Source organism: Providencia sp. PROV114 (assembly GCF_032704305.1).
Classification (GTDB): domain Bacteria; phylum Pseudomonadota; class Gammaproteobacteria; order Enterobacterales; family Enterobacteriaceae; genus Providencia; species Providencia rettgeri.
Window position 1 is genome coordinate 3,374,149 of record NZ_CP120528.1, and the last position, 16,999, is coordinate 3,391,147.

Annotated in this window: 11 protein-coding genes; 10 read left to right on the top strand and 1 reads right to left on the bottom strand. The window is 43.2% G+C overall.

Annotated elements, in window-relative coordinates:
• The 6 genes from thiB (at position 1) to rluA (ending at position 9,872) form a co-directional block, all read left to right on the top strand.
• On the top strand, positions 1-1,005 hold the full coding sequence (gene thiB / locus P3L37_RS15095; protein WP_109911784.1) for a thiamine ABC transporter substrate binding subunit: 1,005 nt from the start codon (positions 1-3) through the stop codon (positions 1,003-1,005).
• Positions 981-2,585, top strand: a complete 1,605-nt coding sequence (gene thiP / locus P3L37_RS15100) for a thiamine/thiamine pyrophosphate ABC transporter permease ThiP (protein WP_238562562.1) — start codon at positions 981-983, stop codon at positions 2,583-2,585. Before thiB ends, thiP begins: the two co-directional genes overlap by 25 nt.
• Positions 2,578-3,288 carry a thiamine ABC transporter ATP-binding protein ThiQ gene (gene thiQ / locus P3L37_RS15105; protein WP_004908647.1) on the top strand — a complete coding sequence of 237 codons (711 nt, stop codon included), beginning with the start codon at positions 2,578-2,580 and terminating at the stop codon, positions 3,286-3,288. The genes thiP and thiQ overlap by 8 nt, the downstream gene beginning before the upstream one ends.
• 62 nt (positions 3,289-3,350) lie before the next feature.
• On the top strand, positions 3,351-5,702 hold the full coding sequence (locus tag P3L37_RS15110) for a DNA polymerase II (RefSeq protein ID WP_109911782.1): 2,352 nt from the start codon (positions 3,351-3,353) through the stop codon (positions 5,700-5,702).
• A 377-nt stretch (positions 5,703-6,079) separates the two neighbouring features.
• On the top strand, positions 6,080-8,986 hold the full coding sequence (gene rapA, locus P3L37_RS15115; RefSeq protein WP_110731769.1) for an RNA polymerase-associated protein RapA: 2,907 nt from the start codon (positions 6,080-6,082) through the stop codon (positions 8,984-8,986).
• 235 nt (positions 8,987-9,221) lie between these two features.
• Positions 9,222-9,872, top strand: coding sequence for a bifunctional tRNA pseudouridine(32) synthase/23S rRNA pseudouridine(746) synthase RluA (gene rluA / locus P3L37_RS15120; protein ID WP_004908638.1), 651 nt, complete (start codon positions 9,222-9,224; stop codon positions 9,870-9,872).
• 444 nt (positions 9,873-10,316) lie between these two features.
• Here the strand turns inward: rluA and djlA are convergent, their stop codons facing one another.
• Entirely contained in the window at positions 10,317-11,132 is an 816-nt protein-coding gene (djlA, locus tag P3L37_RS15125; RefSeq protein ID WP_004908636.1) for a co-chaperone DjlA, read from the bottom strand.
• 178 nt (positions 11,133-11,310) lie between these two features.
• Here djlA and lptD point away from each other — a divergent pair, with 178 nt between their 5' ends.
• From lptD to rsmA, 4 genes are all read left to right on the top strand, one after another.
• A complete protein-coding gene (gene lptD, locus P3L37_RS15130; protein WP_042851533.1) occupies positions 11,311-13,686 on the top strand; it encodes an LPS assembly protein LptD in 2,376 nt (791 codons plus the stop codon).
• Positions 13,687-13,880: 194 nt separating this feature from the next.
• The gene (gene surA / locus P3L37_RS15135; RefSeq protein ID WP_042851532.1) at positions 13,881-15,200 is read left to right on the top strand and encodes a peptidylprolyl isomerase SurA; all 1,320 of its coding nucleotides are present in this window, start codon (positions 13,881-13,883) and stop codon (positions 15,198-15,200) included.
• Positions 15,184-16,176 (top strand): 4-hydroxythreonine-4-phosphate dehydrogenase PdxA, encoded by a 993-nt coding sequence (gene pdxA, locus P3L37_RS15140; protein WP_109911780.1) that lies wholly within the window; start codon positions 15,184-15,186, stop codon positions 16,174-16,176. Before surA ends, pdxA begins: the two co-directional genes overlap by 17 nt.
• Positions 16,173-16,982: a 16S rRNA (adenine(1518)-N(6)/adenine(1519)-N(6))-dimethyltransferase RsmA gene (gene rsmA, locus P3L37_RS15145; protein ID WP_004908627.1), complete on the top strand. Its 810-nt coding sequence runs from the start codon at positions 16,173-16,175 to the stop codon at positions 16,980-16,982. The genes pdxA and rsmA overlap by 4 nt, the downstream gene beginning before the upstream one ends.
• Positions 16,983-16,999: the final 17 nt, after the last annotated feature.

Below are 16,999 nucleotides of genomic sequence, written 5' to 3' on the forward strand. Positions count from 1 at the left end.
ATGTTTAAAAACAAAATTATAGCATCTATTCTTACCTTTAGTGCACTCAGTTTAAGTCAATTGGCATGGGCTGATAAACCAACGCTTACTGTTTATACCTACGATTCCTTTGCAGCAGAATGGGGACCGGGCCCACAAATTAAAAAGAATTTCGAAGCGCAGTGCGATTGTGAGTTAAAAATAATCGCACTGGGGGATGGCGTAGCTCTGCTAAACAGACTCAGAATGGAAGGAAAAAAAAGCAAAGCGGATGTGATTTTAGGGTTAGATAATAATTTATTAGATTCTGCTGAAAAAACAGGCCTGTTTGCCCCTGCTGACATTAATACCAGCGCATTAAAACTCCCTATTTCATGGGATAGCTCAACTTTCATTCCTTATGACTATGGTTACTTCGCATTTATATATGACACTAATAAAATTAAACAACCACCAGCCAGCATGGATGCATTATTAAATAGTGAAAATAATTGGAAAATTATTTACCAAGACCCTCGAACCAGTACCCCTGGACTTGGCTTGATGCTGTGGATTGAAAAGCTGTATGGCGACAAATCTGCTGATGCATGGCAAAAAATGGCAGGCAAAACGCTTACCGTAACAAAAGGTTGGAGTGAAGCTTATGGCCTGTTCTTAAAAGGAGAAGGTGATTTTGTACTCAGTTATACCTCATCGCCGGGCTATCAAATGCTCAATGACCAAAAAGATAACTATGCTGCCGCCTTATTTAATGAAGGGCACTATATGCAAGTTGAAGTGGCTGCAAGGTTAAAAAACAGTCCAGAGCCTGAATTGGCAAAACAATTTTTACAGTTTGTCTTAACCCCTGAATTCCAAAATACTTTACCAACAACCAACTGGATGTATCCGGTCATTGATATTCCATTGCCAGAGGTCTATAACCAGTTACCTCTACCTGAAAAAGCCTTACAATTTAGTTCTCAAGAAGTGGCCAAAGAACGCCAAAATTGGACTCGTTTATGGCAAACCGCCGTCAGTCGCTAATTAATTTATCTCTATTACCGGGGGCGTTGGCCTCCGGATTACTGATTACCGTTGCACTCATTAGTTTTGGTGCTCTGTGGTTTTTTGCGCCTGAAATTTCAATGGCTGATATTATCAGCGATAGCTATTTGTGGCATGTGATTGGTTTTACCTTTTGGCAGGCTTTTTTATCCGCTATTTTTTCTGTAGTCCCTGCTATTTTTCTCGCCAGAGCATTGCATCGCCGTCGTTTTTTTGGGCGAACTCTATTTTTACGCTTATGTGCAATGACGTTGGTTCTTCCTGTGTTAGTTGCCGTATTTGGTATTTTATCGGTTTACGGGCAAACGGGTTGGCTGGCTAAACTGTGCCAATTATTGGGGCTTAATTACAGTTTTTCGCCTTATGGCCTAAAGGGGATTTTGCTAGCACATGTCTTCTTTAATATGCCGCTAGCAACGCGTATGCTATTACAATCTTTAGAAAATATCGCTATTGAGCAACGGCAAATTGCAGCACAGCTGAGGTTTAATGAGTGGCAGCAATTTACCATTTTAGAATGGCCTTATTTACGGAGACAAATATTACCCACTGCTGCGTTAATTTTTATGCTGTGCTTTGCCAGCTTTGCGACTGTTCTCGCGTTGGGGGGTGGCCCAGCAGCTACGACCATCGAATTAGCTATTTACCAAGCACTTAATTATGATTTTGATTTAGGGCGAGCCACTATTTTAGCATTAATTCAACTCTTCTTCTGTGTCGGTTTGATGTTTATCTGCCACAGAGTAAATAGTGTATTTTCTGTTGGTTTTAGTCATCAGTCCCAATGGGTTGATCCTGCTGATAACACGTTTCGCCGCATTCGTGATTTTTTGCTCATCGCCGCTGCCATACTATCACTACTCCCCCCGCTGTTCGCGGTTATTTTCGATGGATTAAATGGGCAACTTTGGGCGGTATTGCAGCAACCCGCCTTATGGCAAGCCACGGCAACCTCAGTGTTTATTGCACTGTGTGCTGGCGCTGTCTGTGTGGTACTAACCTTAATGTTGTTATGGAGCAGCCGCGAATTGCGCTTACGCCAAGCAGCTCGTTTAGGGCAAGCCATAGAGCTTAGCGGGTTAATTATTTTAGCCATGCCGGGTATCGTCCTCGCGACAGGTTTTTTTATCTTTTTTAATGAAACGATAGGCTTACCTGAATCCCCTTACCCATTAGTTATCATGACTAACGCTTTGTTGGCCATTCCTTATGCGTTAAAAGTATTAGAAAACCCTATGCGAGACAGTGCTGAACGCTATAACCCGTTATGCCAATCACTCGATATTTCGGGTTTTAATCGTTTGCGAATTATTGAACTGAAAGCACTACGCAAACCAATCGCTCAAGCTCTTGCGTTTGCCTGTGTTATCTCAATTGGTGATTTTGGTGTCGTCGCGTTATTTGGCAATGATAACTTCCGCACGCTCCCTTATTATCTTTATCAGCAAATAGGGGCTTACCGATCAAACGATGGTGCAGTGACAGCCATGCTATTGTTATTGCTTTGTTTTTGCTTATTTAGCTTGATTGAACGTATTTCAGGAAAACATCATGATTAAATTGACTCAGCTAGATTACCAATACGACAACCTGACAATGTCGTTTGATTTTTCTGTTCAATCTGGTGAATCTGTTGCTGTTATGGGGCCTAGTGGTGCAGGGAAAAGTACGCTATTAAGTTTGATTAGCGGCTTTCAATTCCCCAATAATGGTACGATTGAGCTTAATGGCGAAGACCATACCTTTAGCCCACCCGCTAAGCGCCCTGTTTCTATGCTATTTCAAGAAAATAATTTATTTTCACACCTGACGATCCGGCAAAATATTGGCCTTGGGTTACAACCCAATTTGCGCCTCAATAAAACGCAAATTCAGCAAGTTGAGCAAATGGCGAGTCGTGTCAGCCTGAGTGAATGTTTAGATAGGTTACCGGCGCAACTGTCGGGGGGGCAACGGCAACGTGCGGCATTAGCACGCTGCATGATCCGTAATCAACCGATTTTACTGCTCGATGAACCCTTTTCTGCTCTCGACCCTGCATTACGCCGAGAAATGCTACTATTACTCAAGGAAATTTGTACGGAGAAATCAATCACACTGTTAATGGTTTCTCATAATGTTGATGATGCCCTACAAATTGCCCCGAGAACACTGGTTATTGCAGAGGGCAAAATTGCTTACGATGGCGATACCCAAAGCCTATTACAAGGGCAAAGTGCAGCATCTGCTTTATTGAGTATTACAGCCGTTTCTAATAATTAGCACTGTATAAATTCACACTATTCGCGTATATTTATCCTAACTATTTTTATGCGAGTAGTCTAATGACCCAACTCATCGCCCCAGCGGAAAGAGGCTTTATTCTTAGCCGGCACTGGAGAGACACCCGTCACGGTGTCGAGGTCTCTTATTGGCTACTCACTGATAACCAACCACAAAAGGTCACTGTTCCATATCAAAAAGCGATTGGTTTTTTAGCTGAATCTCAATTTCCTCGAGTAAAACACCTATTAGATGAACAACCCAATATTACCTATCGGCTTCTTGAATTAATTGATTTTAAACGTGAAAAGGTCTATGCGATTTATTGCCACCAATATCGACAATTACAGAACCTTGAAAAAAACTGCAACGAATTGGGTGTTGAATTATTAGAAACCGATATTCGCCCAAGTGAACGGTATCTAATGGAACGCTTTATCGCGGCCTCTGTCTGGTTTTCTCGAAATCAGCAAGGGGAGTTTCAACTAAAACCTTGCGAAGGCTACCGCCCCTTAGTCAAGGCCGTTTCCCTTGATATCGAAACCAGCCAACATGGTGAACTCTATTCTATAGGGCTGTCTGGCTGTGGTGACAACGTGGTATTTATGTTGGGGCCAGAACAAGGGCCTGCATTGAGCGCTGAACATCGCTTAATCTATGTGAATAGCCGCCCGCAATTACTTCATAAACTCAATGAATGGCTTCACCAATACGACCCTGATGCCATCATTGGTTGGAACCTAATCCAATTCGACCTACAAGTATTACAAAAACATGCAGAGCGTTATGGCATCCCCTTATTGTTTGGCCGGCAAAGCAAAAAGCTGGAATGGCGAGAGCATGGATTTAAACAAGGCGTCTTTTTTGCCGCTGCTGAAGGCCGGTTAATTATTGATGGTATCGATGCATTAAAAGCAGCAACCTGGAGTTTTCCATCATTTAGTTTAGAGTCTGTCGCCCAAGCGCTACTTGGTGAAGGTAAAGCGATTGATACCCCTTATGACCGAATGGATGAGATCAACCGTCGTTTCGCTCACGATAAACCTGCTTTAGCTCACTACAATATTCAGGACTGTATTTTAGTCCATCGAATCTTTGAAAAAACCGATTTAATGGCTTTCTTGCAGGAACGTTCAACGGTAACAGGTCTTGCTGTTGATAAAATGGGGGGCTCTGTAGCTGCATTCTCACACCTTTATATTCCCCGCTTACACCGACTTGGTTTCGTTGCGCCCAACCTCACAGAACAAAAAATGCAACTGAACCCCGGGGGCTTTGTCATGGACTCCGAACCCGGGTTATATGACTCCGTATTAGTTTTGGACTACAAAAGCCTATATCCTTCAATTATTAGAACTTTTCTCATCGACCCTGCAGGTATGATTGACGGGTTAGCACACCCTAACCTTGCACATTCGGTTCCCGGTTTTCGCCAAGCTTGGTTTTCTCGCACAACCCACTGTTTACCCGATATTGTCAGCCATATCTGGCAAGAGCGGGATAAAGCCAAAAAAGAGCATAATGCACCACTATCCCAAGCGCTAAAAATTATTATGAACGCATTTGCTGGAGTATTAGGAGCTGAAGGATGCCGTTTTTTTGACCCAAGACTGACCGCATCAATCACCATGCGTGGCCATGAAATTATGCGTACAACCAAACGCTTGATTGAGTCACAGGGTTACCAAGTTATTTATGGAGATACCGACTCCACGTTTGTATGGTTACGTGATGCCCACAATGAAGAACAAGCACAAAAAATTGGCTTTGCTTTACGTGATTACGTAAATAGTTGGTGGAAAAAACATTTAGCAGAAGAATGGCAATTAGACGGTGTTTTAGAGCTCGAGTATGAAACCCATTACCGCCGATTTTTGATGCCCACCGTACGTGGTGCCGAAATGGGGAGCAAAAAGCGCTATGCAGGATTGAGTAAAGACACCATGGTATTTAGAGGGCTGGAAACCATTCGTTCAGACTGGACACCATTAGCACAAATATTCCAAAAAGAGCTCTATACCCGTATTTTTTATCACCAACCTTACCGTGAATATATTCGTGAGTATGTCCAAAATATTCGTTCGGGCCAATATGATGACCGTTTAGTTTATCGTAAGCGTCTGCGCCGAAAATTGACTGATTACCAAAAAAATGTTCCTCCGCATGTTCGAGCCGCTCGTACTGCTGATGACTATAATTTAAAATTACAGCGCCCTTTGCAGTACCAAAATGGCGGTTGGATAAACTATATTATTACTCAGGCGGGGCCTGAACCATTGGAAATCATCACGGCAAAACCGGATTACGAACATTATATATCCAAACAAATCAAACCGATAGCAGATGCTATCTTGCCTTTCTTACAGGATGACTTTGATACCCTGCTAACTGGGCAAATTACCCTTTTGTTTTAAAATTTATTCTACCTTTGATGTTTTTTTAACAGGTGACGATAGCCTTCGGTTGAATTAATATATCGCCCCTTTGGTGTCTCGCACGTCTGGCTACACAAATTATGCGTGATAATCAACAATACTCATTATAATTCAAATAGACTGACTCATTGTCCCGGCCACAAGCCCAGCAAACGCCTTAGTGCTCACTTTGCTGCAATTTGAATGATTAAATGTGTATAATTAATCATCAGGTAACGACTATTTTTAAAATAATTCGAACTCTTCCTTGTGTAACTATTAATGAGTTACACCAACACTGGGCGAAGACACTGATAAAAATTGTCTTAAAAAATCTAAAAAATAAACTCTCAATTTTATGGAATTAAGTTAAATCTATGCCATTTACTCTTGGTCAACGCTGGATCAGCGATACAGAAAGCGAACTTGGATTAGGTGCCGTCGTGGCAATTGATGCCCGTATGGTAACGTTGCTTTTCCCTGCCAGTGGCGAAAACCGCCTATACTCTAGCAGCGATGCCCCTATTACCCGAGTGATGTTTAATGAAGGTGATACCATTACCAGCCACGAAGGCTGGCAACTTCAAGTTGAAAGCATTGAAGAAGATAAAGGATTATTGACTTACATCGGCACACGTTTAGATACGCAAGAAACCGGTGTGAGCCTTAGAGAGGTGTTCCTCGACAGCAAGCTCACATTCAATAAGCCGCAAGATCGTCTATTTGCTGGGCAAATTGACCGTATGGATCGCTTTGCTTTACGCTTTCGTGCGCGCAAATTTCAAAGTGAGCAAGTCAAACACCAAGCGACAGGCCTACGCGGTATTCGTGCAAGCCTGATCCCACACCAATTACATATTGCCAATGAAGTGGGAAAACGCCACCATCCGCGCGTATTACTCGCTGACGAAGTGGGCTTAGGTAAAACCATTGAAGCGGGGATGATTATCCACCAGCAATTAATGGCAGGCCGTGCAGAGCGCGTCTTAGTTATCGTTCCTGATAGCTTACAACACCAATGGCTGGTTGAGATGCTGCGCCGCTTTAATCTGCGTTTTTCTTTGTTTGATGATAGCCGTTACAGTGAAGCACAACATGATAGCGATAACCCATTTGAAACAGAACAACTCGTTCTGTGTTCACTGGATTTTGTCCGCCGTAATAAGCAGCGTTTTGACCAATTAGTTGAAGCGGGCTGGGATATGATGGTTGTCGATGAAGCTCACCACTTACAGTGGAGCGAAACTGCCCCGAGCCGCGAATATCAAGTTATTGAAACATTAGCTGAAAATATCCCGTCTATTTTGCTATTAACGGCAACACCGGAACAACTTGGCCAAGAAAGTCACTTCGCTCGCCTGCGTTTACTTGACCCTAGCCGCTTCCATGATTACCAGGAGTTTATTGCTGAGCAAGAAAACTACCGCCCTGTTGCTGATGCGGTTTCGCTGTTACTGTCAGGTGATAAACTAACTAATGACCAGCAAAATTTACTTAATGAGCTAATCAAAGAACAAGATATCGAACCACTATTAAAGGCTGCAAACCTTGAAAGTGAAGACGGCAATGCCGCACGCCAAGAACTGATCAACATGTTAATGGATCGCCATGGTACCAGCCGACTGTTGTTCAGAAATACCCGTAATGGTGTCAAAGGTTTCCCTCGCCGTGAGTTGCATTCACTAAAAATGCCATTGCCCACCCAATACCAAACTGCAATTAAAGTGGCAGGTATTATGGGCAGTAAAAAAGACGTTGAAACACGTGCAAAAGAAATGCTCTACCCTGAGCAAATTTACCAAGAGTTTGAAGGTGAAAATGCCACTTGGTGGAACTTTGACCCACGTGTTGAATGGTTAATGGGCTTTTTGACCGCAAACCGCCATGAAAAAGTGTTAGTGATCTGCGCGAAAGCCGCAACCGCACTACAATTGGAGCAAGTGTTACGCGAACGCGAAGCGATTCGTGCTGCCGTGTTTCATGAGGGGTTATCACTATTAGAGCGTGACCGAGCAGCTGCCTATTTCGCTTCTCAAGAAGAAGGGGCACAGGTGCTATTGTGTTCTGAAATCGGCTCTGAAGGGCGTAACTTCCAATTTGCTAACCAGTTGGTGATGTTCGATCTGCCGTTTAATCCAGACTTACTTGAGCAGCGCATCGGCCGTTTAGACCGTATTGGCCAAAGCCGTGATATCAGCATTCATGTGCCTTATTTAGAAAATACCGCTCAATCTGTATTGATCCGTTGGTATCACGAAGGCTTAGATGCCTTTGAACATACCTGCCCAACAGGCCGAGCTATCTACGATAAATACTACCAACCATTGCTGCAATTTATGGCTGAACCGACAGTCACTGAAGGTTTTGATGATTTTATTAAAACCTGCCGCGCAGAGCATGACAGCTTAAAATTGCAATTAGAACAAGGCCGTGACCGCTTACTTGAAATGCATTCAAACGGTGGCGAGTCAGGTAATCAGTTAGCTGAAGAAATTAGCGAAGGCGATAACGATACTGAATTGGTTAACTTTGCGCTCAATCTTTTTGATATCGTTGGCATTAATCAAGAAGACAAAAGTGATAACTTAATTATCCTAACGCCATCTGACCATATGTTAGTACCTGATTTCCCAGGACTTCCTCAAGATGGCTGCACCATCACGTTTGATAGAGAGCAAGCGCTTTCCCGTGAAGATACGCAATTTATCAGCTGGGAACACCCTATTATTCGTAATGGTTTAGATTTAGTGTTATCTGGCGATACAGGCAGTTGTGCGGTTTCTTTACTGAAAAACAAAGCGCTGCCTGTTGGCACCTTATTGACTGAACTCATTTACGTTGTGGAAGCTCAAGCGCCTAAGAACCTGCAAATCAGCCGGTTCTTACCAGCAACCCCGGTACGCTTATTAATTGATTTAAAAGGTAATAACTTATCATCTCAAGTTGAGTTTGAAAGTTTTAACCGCCAATTAAATGCCATTAACCGCCATATGGCGAGCAAACTGGTAAATGCAGTACAAAATGAGGTTCATTCGGTATTACGCTTATCTGAGCCGATGATCGAAAAAGAAGCCAAAGCATTGATAGAAAATGCAAAAGAAGCGGCTGATAAAGCGCTGACGTTGGAGCTTTCTCGTTTAGAAGCACTCAAAGCGGTCAACCCAAACATCCGTGATGAAGAGCTTGATATTATTGAAGAAGAGCGCCAGCAACTGATGACCAATATCGACCAAGCCACATGGCGCCTAGATGCCATTCGCTTAGTTGTGGTGACTCATCAGTAAACTATGATAATCAAACCATATTGTTCTATATGGTTTGATAATTAATTTAAAATCTACAACTCGAACTAATTATTTTATTTCGTACTTTTGCGTAATAAAAATAGGGTTACCCTAAGTAATTCGAGTTGTAGGTAGGCAGCAAACGAAGATATCTTGGGGAGCATACATAAGTACGTGACCCGAGTAGCTGAGTGAAGCTAACACCCCTACAACTTGAAGTATGACGGGTAATTGAATGATACCGTACAATCCACCGCTAGAACCTTGGCTCCACATCCTCTATCAAGACGACCATATCATTGTCGTCAACAAGCCAAGCGAACTACTTTCTGTTCCCGGAAAAGCCCCTGAGCACCACGATAGCATTATGAGCCGTATTCAACGTGATTTTCCTGCTGCTGAATCCGTACATCGCTTAGATATGGCAACCAGTGGCGTCATGGTTGTGGCACTGCACAAAAAGGCTGAGCGTGAGCTCAAACGCCAATTTAGGGAGCGTGAGCCCAAAAAATTCTATATTGCTCGTGTCTGGGGACATTTAGAAAAAGAAAAAGGCTTGATTGATTTGCCGCTAATTTGCGATTGGCCAAACCGCCCTAAGCAAAAGGTGTGTTTCGAAACAGGGAAATCGGCACAAACTGAATACCAAGTATTACAATACGAAGAACAAGCGACACGCGTGAAGCTTTCACCTATTACGGGTCGTTCTCACCAACTGAGAGTCCATATGTTAGCTTTAGGCCACCCAATATTAGGCGACCGTTTCTATGCTCACGATGAAGCCAAAGCGCTCGCCCCTCGCTTACAATTACATGCACAGGAATTATACATCACTCATCCTGAATATGGCACACCAATGCATTTTACCTGCCCACCGGATTTTTAACGGTCTCTAATCGATTGATTAGATTTCAATATTACCAGTGCAAAAATTAACTCACTCTGTTTTTGCGCTGATTATTTTCCCGTTTGTTTTACCCTAAGAACATACATAACTATGTAACTAGGGTGCGCGAGCGCAGCCAACAAAAAACGGAAGCGAAATAATCCATTTTAATTATTCCCCTGATTTCCCCTAAATAGTTCGTGTTGCAGCTAGGTGGCAAGAGAGCAAATCCTTAGGAGCGTAGATTACTACGTGACTAGGGTTCATGAATGAAGACAACAAAGCGAGATTTTTTGGTTTTTCTTCGTTAGCCTGATTTCCCCTAAATAGTTCGTGTTGCAGCTAGGCGGCAAGAGAGCAAATCCCTAGGAGCATACAGTAGTATGTGACTAGGGTGCGCGAGCGCAGCCAACAACGCTGCGGCGCGAAATATGACGGGGAAATTTATTTGAAGCCGAGCTCCTTCTTAACTAAGTCATAAGCGGCTTGGATAGACTGCGCCTTTTGCTTCGCAATCTCCATCATCTCTGGCGGCAAACCTTTCGCAACTAGTTTATCGGGGTGATGTTCGCTCATCAGTTTACGATAGGCTCGCTTAATTTTTGTTGGGTCATCACTAGGAGACACGCCAAGCACTTTACAAGCATCTTCAAGGGTTGGGCCATTTGATTGCTGATAATACCCTCCTGATTGCTGCTGAGAGTATCCTTGGCCAAATTGGCGACCACTTTGGATCATATCCAAGAACTGTTCAAACTGAACCTTAGAAATACCGAGCTCTTCGGCAATAATAAACAACACTTTTCGTTCGTTCGGGTGTAATTGTCCATCAGCAAAAGCAGCTTGTAATTGAATTTCCAGAAACATCTGAATCAAGTCAAAACGGCCATAACAGGCCATACGTAATTGTTTTAATACATCACGCAATGGAAAGTTAGGGGATTTGCCTTCTCTAAATGCTTGTTGAGCCGCTTTTCGTGTTTCTCCATGTAATTGCATTCTGTCCATTAAATTGGTCGCAAGCTGAATATCTGTCTCGGTTACACGGCCTTTGGACTTCGTTAAATGCCCCAAAATTTGGAAGGTACTCGCAAAGAAAATGATTTGGCGATCTCGCTTATTCATTCTCCCTGCAAATTTACGTTGAATCGATGCTTTATCAAAACCATGCCCAATAATTAACCCAACTAGCGCTCCCCAAAAGCCCAATCCAGAGACGATTGCGAGTATAACGCCAATAATTTTGCCCCAATAGTGCATATATCCCTCAATTCTTCAATGCTCAAAATGCAATTTTGCATTATCATACTATTCATTCAGCTCTATGCATAACTACCCGCGCGTAAAGTTTCTTACATTATACTGGCGCAAAGTGGTTGGCTAAGTTAGTCTTTGAGCGTTTGCTGGCGATGCCAATGATGACGGAACCCCATATTTAATGATGAAAAAAAGCTATCCAACACTACTCGCCACCATGGTATGGGCGGCAATTTATAGTCAGCAAGCGCATGCTGACCTTGCACAGCAGTGTATGCTGGGTGTCCCTGTTTACACCAAACCGATTGTAAAAGGTGACCCTAATAACCTGCCGATTCACATTACCGCTGAAGATGTCCGTGGTGAATACCCTAATTTTGTTGAATATGAAGGTAATGTCGATATTCAACAAGGGAACCAAACATTAACCGCTGATAACGTTAAACTCACCCAAACAGAAACAGCGGGTGAACTCCCTGTGCGTGAAGTAACAGCCACTGGTAATGTGCACTACGATGACCCACAAATTATCTTAAAAGGCCCTTCTGCGTGGTCTAACTTAGATAATAAAAACACTGATGTGAATGACGGTAACTACATGATGGTAGGCCGTCAGGGGCGTGGTGATGCGACGAAAATGAAAATGCGTGGTGAAAACCGTTACTCTATTATGGAAAACGGTACATTCACAACCTGTTTACCCGGTAATAATAGCTGGAGCGTCGCGGGCTCTGAAGTCATTATCGACCGCGAAGAAGAAGTCGCTGAAATTTGGCATGCGCGCTTTAAAGTGGGTGACGTGCCTATTTTCTATAGCCCATATATGCAATTACCGATTGGCAATAAGCGCCGTTCAGGTTTTTTAATTCCGACGGGAAGTTATTCAAGTAACGATGGGCTAGAGTTCTCATTACCCTATTATTGGAATATTGCACCAAACTACGATGCCACAATTACACCGCAATTTATGACCCACCGTGGTGTAAAATTAAATAATGAATTCCGCTACCTTATTGCTCCAGGTACAGGCACCGTGGCCTTTGATTTTCTAAATCATGACCGTGCTTATATCAAAGACAAAGAACGTGGTAAGCGTGAAGATCGTGATAGCGATGACCGTTGGTTATTCTACTGGCGCCATTCTGGGACTTACGCGGGGCATTGGAACTTCAGCTCTGACTATACCAAAGTGAGCGACCCTAGCTATTTTACTGACTTTAGTTCCCAGTACGGTAGCACCACTGATGGCTACGCTACGCAAAAATTCAGTGCAGGTTATTCAGATACAAACTGGAATGCGAAAGTCACTCACAAGCAATTCCAAATTTTTGCGGATAACCCCAACAAGCGCGCTTATAAAGCAGAGCCACAAGTGGACTTCAATTATTATAAAAATAATTTAGGTGCCTTTGACGTGCATACTTACGCACAAGCTGCTCGTTTTACGAGTGTGGGTAAAAATAACCCAGACGCAACTCGCTTACACATTGAGCCAGAAGTAAACCTGCCATTGTCTAATGGTTGGGCAAATATGAATAACAGCATCAAATTGTATGCGACTCATTACGACCAAGATATTCCTCGCTCGAATACGGATACTAGCTTAGAAAAAAATGTTACGCGTGTTCTACCCATGTTTAAAAGCGATGCAAAAGTTGTCTTCGAACGAGACCTTTTCCAAGGCAGCGATTTCGTTCAAACATTAGAACCACGTGTCCAATATTTGTATATTCCGTATAAAGATCAAGATAATATCAATAACTTTGACTCTTCATTGCTGCAGTCAGACTATAGCGGTTTATTCCGTGACCGGATTTACAGTGGCCTTGACCGTATCGCCTCTGCAAACCAGTTCACCACAGGTGTCACAACACGTGTTTATGACGATACTTTAGCTGAGCGCTTTAACTTCTCTGTGGGGCAAATTTATTACTTTGAACGCCCACGTGCTGGTGATTCAAATCGCCCAATAGATGATAAAAGCAACACAGGTTCATTATTGTGGGCCACTGACTCTATGTGGCGAATTGATGATAACTGGGGCTTGCGTGGTGGGTTACAATATGACCGCCGTCTCGGTAATGTCACAATGGGGAATGCGGTTGCAGAATACCGTTTAGATGCCGATCGTTTAGTTCAGTTGAACTACCGTTTCGTTGACCGCGATTATATTCAAGCAACCTTCCGTCGTGAAGATACTGCGAATGGTGGCTATACCTATACACTGCCTGAATACCAACGCGGCATTTCACAAGTGGGTGCTGTCATGAGTTGGCCATTAAGCGAGCGTTGGGGCTTTGTAGGTTCATATTATTATGATACCAAACAACAGCAACCTGCGAGCCAACTGGTTGGTTTGCAATACAATACTTGTTGCTGGGCAGTCAATCTTGGCTATGAACGTAAGATAGTTGGTTGGCAAAAAGAGAAGTTTAGCAGTGAATATGACAATAAATGGTCAATCAATGTGGAACTTAGAGGCCTAAATAACAATCATAGTTTAGGTAGTCAGAAAATGTTAGAAAGTGGCATTATGCCTTATCAACGTGCTTTCTGATAAAAATAACATAAATTTACTCTAAATAATTCGAGTTGCAGTTAGGCGACAAGCAAGTGAGTCGCTAGGAGCATACATGAGTATGTGACTAGTGCGAATGAACGCAGTCAACAACACTGCAACTTGAAGTATGACGAGTAAAAAAGAGATTAGCCCGCTTTTGCGGAATCAAAGTCAATATTTATAGGACCATTATGAAGAATTGGAGAACGCTTATTCTGGGACTGATGTTCGCAAGCTCCACTGCTTTGGCTGCGCCTCAGCAAATGGATAAAGTCGCTGCGGTCGTCAATAACGGTGTTGTGCTGGAAAGTGACGTCCAGAATATGATCAACACAGTAAAACTGAACGCTCAGAACGCACGTCAACAAGTGCCTGATGATCAAACTCTGCGTCATCAGATCCTCGAGCGTCTCGTTATGGATAACATCATTTTGCAAATGGCTAGCCAAATGCAAATCAATATTCCAGATGAAGCCGTGGATGCAACTATTACGGATATCGCTCGTCAAAACGGTTTAACACTGCAGCAAATGCAACAACGCTTAACCGCAGATGGCATCAATATGAATCAATATCGTAGCGAAATTCGTAAAGAGATGCTGATCGCTGAAGTGCGTAACAATGAAGTTCGCCGCCGCGTTACCATTTTACCTCAAGAGGTTGATTCTCTTGCAGAGCAAATGAGCTCACAAGCCAATTATGAAATGGGCGTTAATCTAAGCCATATCTTGATCCCGTTGGCAGAAAACCCAACGCAAGAACAACTAAAAAACGCTGAAGCATTAGTGAATAAAATTTTAGCTGAACTGAAAAAAGGCGGAGATTTTGGTAAGTTAGCTATCGCTTATTCAGCAGACCCTCAAGCGCTGAAAGGCGGTAATATGGGTTGGTCACGCCTACAAGAATTGCCTGTTGTCTTTGCTGAGCAGCTGAAAAATGCGAAAAAAGGCGATATTGCTGGCCCAATTCGTTCCGGTGTCGGCTACCATATTTTACGTGTAAATGATGTAAGTGGTGGCAGCCAACCAATTTCTGTCACAGAAGTGAAAGCACGTCACATCTTGATTAAATCATCACCAATTATGGATGATGCACAAGCAAGACAAAAATTAACCAAAATTGCTCAGGAAATTCGTTCAGGCAAAGTTTCATTTGAAGATGCAGCAAAAGAGAATTCTGAGGATCCAGGTAGCGCATTAAAAGGTGGTGAATTAGGTTGGAATATGCCTGATGTCTACGACCCGGCTTTCCGTGATGCATTAATGAGACTGAATAAAGGCGAATTAAGCCAACCTGTTCAATCAAATTTTGGTTGGCACTTAATCCAATTAGAAGACACTCGTAACGTTGATAAAACAGATGCGGCACAAAAAGACCAAGCGTACCGCCTGCTATTCAACCGTAAATTTAATGAAGAAGCACAGAGCTGGATGCAAGAACAACGTGCTTCCGCTTATGTGAAAATGGTTGATGGCCGTGACAGCCAGTCTACAGATGAAAAATCAAATTAAGCCTATTGTCATCACTCCCGGCGAACCTGCCGGGATTGGTCCTGACCTACTGATTCAGCTTGCTCAACAGCAATGGCCTGTTGAGCTGGTTGCCTGTGTTGATCCTGAATTGTTACGCCAGCGTGCCAAAGCGCTGAATTTGCCACTGACATTAACCGAATATATCCCCAATACCGTCACTAAAGTACAACCTGCGGGTAGTTTATCCGTTCTACCTGTTCATTTAGCAACGGCTGCAAAGGCAGGTGTACTTAACGTTGATAATGGCCAATATGTCGTAGAAAGCTTAGCAAAAGCCTGTGACGGCTGTTTAAAGGGTGAATTCTCAGCCATAGTCACAGGGCCTGTACATAAAAGCATCATTAATGATGCTGGCGTACCATTTAGCGGCCACACTGAATTCTTTGCAGAAAGAAGTGGCTGTGAACGCGTTGTTATGATGCTAGCTACCGAAGAACTGCGTGTTGCATTAGCCACAACGCATTTGCCACTCAAAGACGTGTCAGCTGCCATCACTCAACAAAGCCTGAATGAAGTCATCACGATTTTACACCATGATTTACAAACAAAATTTGGTATTGAAAAACCAGCCATCTATGTTTGTGGTTTAAATCCACATGCAGGAGAAGGCGGGCACATGGGTACCGAAGAAATTGATACGATAGAGCCCGCGCTCGAAAACCTGCGCACAAAAGGGATTAATTTGATTGGGCCATTGCCTGCAGATACCCTATTTCAAGCTAAGTATTTAGACCATGCAGACGCAGTGTTAGCAATGTATCACGATCAGGGCCTTCCTGTGTTAAAATACCAAGGTTTTGGCAGAGCAGTAAATATTACTCTCGGCCTGCCTTTTATCCGTACCTCTGTCGACCATGGCACAGCCCTTGAACTCGCTGGTACGGGTCATGCTGATGTGGGAAGTTTTATCACCGCATTAAAGTTAGCTATCCAAATGACATCTAAGAATACATGAATAATCGAGTCCATCAGGGGCACTTTGCCCGCAAACGCTTCGGGCAGAACTTTTTAACTGACCAATTTATTATCGACAGCATCGTGGATGCCATGAACCCGCTGCCAGGTCAGTCCATTGTAGAAATTGGTCCCGGCTTAGGTGCCTTAACCGAACCTGTCGGTAGCCGAATCGATAAAATGACTGTAGTTGAACTTGACCGTGACCTTGCAGCACGCTTACACGTTCACCCTCAGCTAAAAGATAAATTAACTATCATTCAGCAAGATGCAATGACAGTAGATTTTGGTGAATTAGCCAAACAAGCAGGTCAACCCCTGCGCGTTTTTGGTAACTTGCCTTACAATATCTCTACACCATTAATGTTCCATCTATTCACATTCACCAACTCCATTGCTGATATGAATTTCATGCTGCAAAAAGAAGTGGTGAATCGTCTGGTCGCAGGCCCTGGCAGCAAAGCCTTTGGCCGCTTGAGTGTCATGGCACAATATTACTGTAATGTGGTGCCTGTGTTAGAAGTACCGCCGACTGCATTTACACCCGCACCAAAAGTAGATTCTGCCATTGTTAGGTTGATTCCTCATCGTGAAAACCCATATCCGGTAAAAGACATTAAATTTTTAAGTCGCATTACCACACAAGCTTTCAATCAACGCCGTAAAACTGTTCGTAACAGTCTTGGGGATTTATTCAGCGTTGAAGAGTTAACAGAACTGGGTATTGATTTAAGCACTCGAGCAGAAAATATTTCTGTTGAACAATATTGTAAAATGGCAAACTATCTCTCTAACCGTTCAGAATAGTCTGTTGAAGGAGGCAC

Coding starts and splice junctions, on each gene's coding strand:
- djlA (WP_004908636.1), bottom strand. CDS start 11,132: ATGCACTATTGGGGCAAAATTATTGGCGTTATACTCGCAATCGTCTCT.
- P3L37_RS15110 (WP_109911782.1), top strand. CDS start 3,351: ATGACCCAACTCATCGCCCCAGCGGAAAGAGGCTTTATTCTTAGCCGG.
- rluA (WP_004908638.1), top strand. CDS start 9,222: ATGATACCGTACAATCCACCGCTAGAACCTTGGCTCCACATCCTCTAT.
- rsmA (WP_004908627.1), top strand. CDS start 16,173: ATGAATAATCGAGTCCATCAGGGGCACTTTGCCCGCAAACGCTTCGGG.
- thiB (WP_109911784.1), top strand. CDS start 1: ATGTTTAAAAACAAAATTATAGCATCTATTCTTACCTTTAGTGCACTC.
- thiP (WP_238562562.1), top strand. CDS start 981: ATGGCAAACCGCCGTCAGTCGCTAATTAATTTATCTCTATTACCGGGG.
- thiQ (WP_004908647.1), top strand. CDS start 2,578: ATGATTAAATTGACTCAGCTAGATTACCAATACGACAACCTGACAATG.
- pdxA (WP_109911780.1), top strand. CDS start 15,184: ATGAAAAATCAAATTAAGCCTATTGTCATCACTCCCGGCGAACCTGCC.
- lptD (WP_042851533.1), top strand. CDS start 11,311: ATGATGAAAAAAAGCTATCCAACACTACTCGCCACCATGGTATGGGCG.
- surA (WP_042851532.1), top strand. CDS start 13,881: ATGAAGAATTGGAGAACGCTTATTCTGGGACTGATGTTCGCAAGCTCC.
- rapA (WP_110731769.1), top strand. CDS start 6,080: ATGCCATTTACTCTTGGTCAACGCTGGATCAGCGATACAGAAAGCGAA.